The sequence below is a fragment of the Bartonella sp. AP21QHHD genome (genome assembly GCF_042196205.1).
In the GTDB taxonomy this organism is placed as follows: Bacteria; Pseudomonadota; Alphaproteobacteria; order Rhizobiales; family Rhizobiaceae; genus Bartonella.
In genome coordinates, this window is the sequence record NZ_JBHIPT010000066.1 from 1 (window position 1) to 3,880 (window position 3,880).

Annotated in this window: 1 pseudogene; it reads left to right on the forward strand. The window is 36.8% G+C overall.

Going from position 1 to position 3,880, the window contains the following annotated elements:
* Positions 1–868: 868 nt before the first annotated feature.
* Positions 869–3,880, forward strand: a pseudogene (locus ACFIMC_RS04710) (DEAD/DEAH box helicase family protein); the annotation flags it as partial.

The window sequence follows — 3,880 nt, forward strand, 5'->3', positions numbered from 1 at the left end:
CGTAAAAATATCAATAACAATACAGATTGCCCCCGCTTTGCATTATTCATGAAGCACTCTTTAAAAGAACTTCATGGAACCGCTAATAAATCCACTCAAAACAGCCACTGCCCTATGACGCTTTTAACAAAAGCACATGCCTCTGTTACCAAAGAAAAGTGACACCCAAAACTGCTTTATTTTACAAAAAACGCTTTATTTGAATTGCTGAAGATCTCTCCCCCACATTTATATGAAAAAACCTCTAAACAAAACTGTTTAGCCCGTCAATGGTTAATACATCAATATCCCCATAAATATAAAGGATAAGTTTGCTCAACCATATCCCCTTGCATTCATAGAGTGAACCTTCAAAAGACGCCTAATCTATGAGTTTTAGGGGTTTTGAGTATTTTGAGGGTTCCTTTTACCCCCCTTTATATATTTTTTTCAATCGAAAAATAAAAGTCATTATATTTCAATAGGTTAATATTTTAAACAAACAACCTATATTAAACACAACACGTAAATACAATCTATGATATATATTTAAAGGAGTTTTGAAGGTATTTTGAGGGTTTTAAACACCTTCAAAACCTATCTATAAACTTATCAAAATACTCATTCTGATATTTTAAAGAACGTAGTACATTTATCTTGATGAATACGTGAAATGAATAGCAAATTTCACTACTTTGCTGATCTTATTCCATGTCATGGGCTGTTGATAAGCAGCCTTAAAGACCCCTTTTGAAAAAAATATCGGCTTTTTTTAGCAGTTTTTTTCCCTTTTTTATCGTTATTTGCTTTAAATGCATTTAATTAAATTCATTTTGATTCTTTTGATGATTATTAATCATCTCATAAGGCAAGGGATTTTTATTACAATATGCTGCAATCTATTAAGTCTGATAATGAACAATTCACTTTACGCTCCCTTTTACAATCCTATCGTGAACAGACAACTTCAAATACTCTACGAGGGAAACTGTTTGAAGATTTTGTGACAAAATATCTTATGTATGACCCTCTCCACTATGGGCGATATGAAAAAGTTGAGAGCTATTATGAATGGGCTAAAGAGCGTGAAGGTTGGAATAAAAATGATATCGGCATTGATCTGGTTGCCAAGCTTCGCAATCAAGAGGGCTATGTGGCTATTCAATGTAAGTTTTATCAAGCAGACCATCAGATCAGTAAAAAGGATATTGATAGCTTTATCGCGGCATCTGGAAAAGACATCTTTAAATATCGACTTCTCGTTGACAGCACAGAAGTGGAATTAAGTGACAATGTGAATGCCATGATTAAAGGACAAGCGNGAAAAAAGAAGTTGTTCTGAAATCAACAAAAGAGCCTCGTCCCCATCAAGAAGAAGCCATCAAGAAAGTCTGTGAAGGTTTAAAAGAAGCAGACCGTGGCAAGCTGATTATGGCATGTGGTACGGGGAAGACTTTCACCAGTTTGAAGATAGCAGAAACCCTTGCTGGGAAAGGCAAGCGTGTTTTGTTTCTGGTACCTTCTCTGGCTTTAGTCTCGCAAACAATCCGTGAATGGACAGCCGATGCACAAATCCCGTTGCGTTCCTTTGCGGTGTGTTCGGATACAAAAGTAGGCAAGCGCCGTAAAAACCAAGATGATATTGTTGGCATGGAAACATCAGATCTTGTTCTCCCTGCTACCACGGATGCTCAAGCCCTTGCTAAAGAAGCTTGTGAATCCCTAGCAGATGCAATGACCGTGGTCTTTTCAACTTATCATTCAATTCAAGTGATTTCGGATGCACAAAAAGAGCATGGTTTACCCGAATTTGATTTGATCATTTGTGATGAAGCCCATAGAACAACTGGTGTTGTGTTGGGAACAGAAAAGCATGAATCTGAATTTATCAAGGTTCATGACAATAGCATTATTCGAGGCAAAAAACGCCTCTACATGACAGCAACCCCAAAGATCTTTAGTGACAAGCTGAAAAGGAATGCTTTCTTATCCAATAACGTTTTGGTGTCCATGGATAATGAAAAACTCTATGGCAAACAACTTTACACTTACAACTTTTCACGTGCTTTAGAGGATAAGCTGTTATCACCTTGTAAAGTTATCATATTAGTTGTCAACGAAGAAGAAGTAAGTCAATCCATTCAACATCTGATTACCGATAAGAATTATGAACTTATTCTCGATGATAGGACCAAGATTAATGGCTGTTATAGAGCCCTTACCAAAATGGATCTGAAACTTGATCTTGAAGATGACCCCAAGCCCATGCGTAGAGCTTTAGCTTTTTGCAAAGATATTGATACTTCTAAACGCATATGCAAAAGATTCAAAAAAGAAAAAGTGCAAGAATCTTTACGCGCTCTTCATAAGAACTATAAAGATACTCCTCCTCTTAACTGTACCCTTGCCCATATTGATGGAACCTTTAGTGCTAAAGAGCGTACAAAACAACTTGACTGGTTAAAGGAAGATGCGGGGGAAAATACTTGTCGTGTACTTACCAATGTACGCTGTCTTTCTGAAGGTGTTGATGTACCCGCTCTTGATGCTGTTCTATTTTTACACCCGCGCAAAAGTCAAATTGAGATTATTCAAGCGATCGGACGTGTAATGCGTCGAGCAGAGGGTAAAAAAAGAGGCTATATCATTCTACCCGTTGGGATACCCGCTGATATTCCGCCGGAAATAGCCTTAGAAAACAACCAAAAGTATAATGTCATCTGGCAAGTTCTCAATGCTTTACGTGCTCATGATGATAACTTTAATAAAATAATTCACCATATGCACAAAAAACAAGACGTAAGCGATGCTCTTGAAATTGTTGCTGCTTCTCAAGAACTTGCGTTAGAAGATACGACCACGGTTATTGATGATTTACCTATACGCTCAAAATTAGAGTATTCAGGACTTAATATTGGGTTAGCAACTTATGAATCCTCTCACAGATGTGAAGAACAAGGAGAACTCCCCCTTTTTTCTAAATGTAAAGATGTCATTAAAGCTGCTATTGTTAATAGATTTTACGACCCTAGCTATTGGAAAAAATGGGCAATAAATGTTGGTGATCTTGCTCAAACTCATATCACACGCTTAACTGAGGTTTTGACGAAATCAGAAACTGAAACACGGCGTGTGTTTAATGATTTTATGACCGAATTACGTAGTAATTTAAATACAACTATCTCCGAACAAAATACGATTGAAATGCTTGCGCAACATCTTGTGACGCGTCCAGTCTTTAATGCTTTATTTGAGGGGCATCAGTTTGTTCAAGAGAATCCCGTATCTTGTGCTTTACAACGTGTACTCAATGTCCTTGATAAAGTTACCCCTAAAGAAGAATCTCAAGATCTCAAAAATATTTCTAAGAGTGTACAATTTTACACGCGTGGAATTACCACTCTTGAAGCACAACAAAGTTTAATTGTAGAGCTTTATAATGAATTTTTCCGTTATGCTTTTCCGCGTACAGTAGAAAAATTAGGCATTGTTTATACTCCCATTGAGGTTGTTGATTTTATCATTCATTCTGTTGATGATGTGTTGCGTCATGAATTTGGAAAAAGTCTAGGATCACGTGGTGTTTCTATTCTTGACCCTTTTACGGGTACTGGGACCTTTATCACACGGCTATTACAATCCAATCTCATCAAACCAGAGGATATGGAATATAAATACCGTTATGATATCCACGCAAATGAGATTGTCTTGCTAGCCTATTACATAGCAGCCATTAATATCGAAGCAACCTATCATGGTCTTATGAAAGGAAATTATATCCCTTTCAAGCATATTGGTTTGACTGATACGTTTCGAATGATTGAAAAACAAGATCTTATGGAAGGTATACTCAAAGAAAACAGTGAATATTTGGAACATCAGAAAAATTTGACTATCGAAG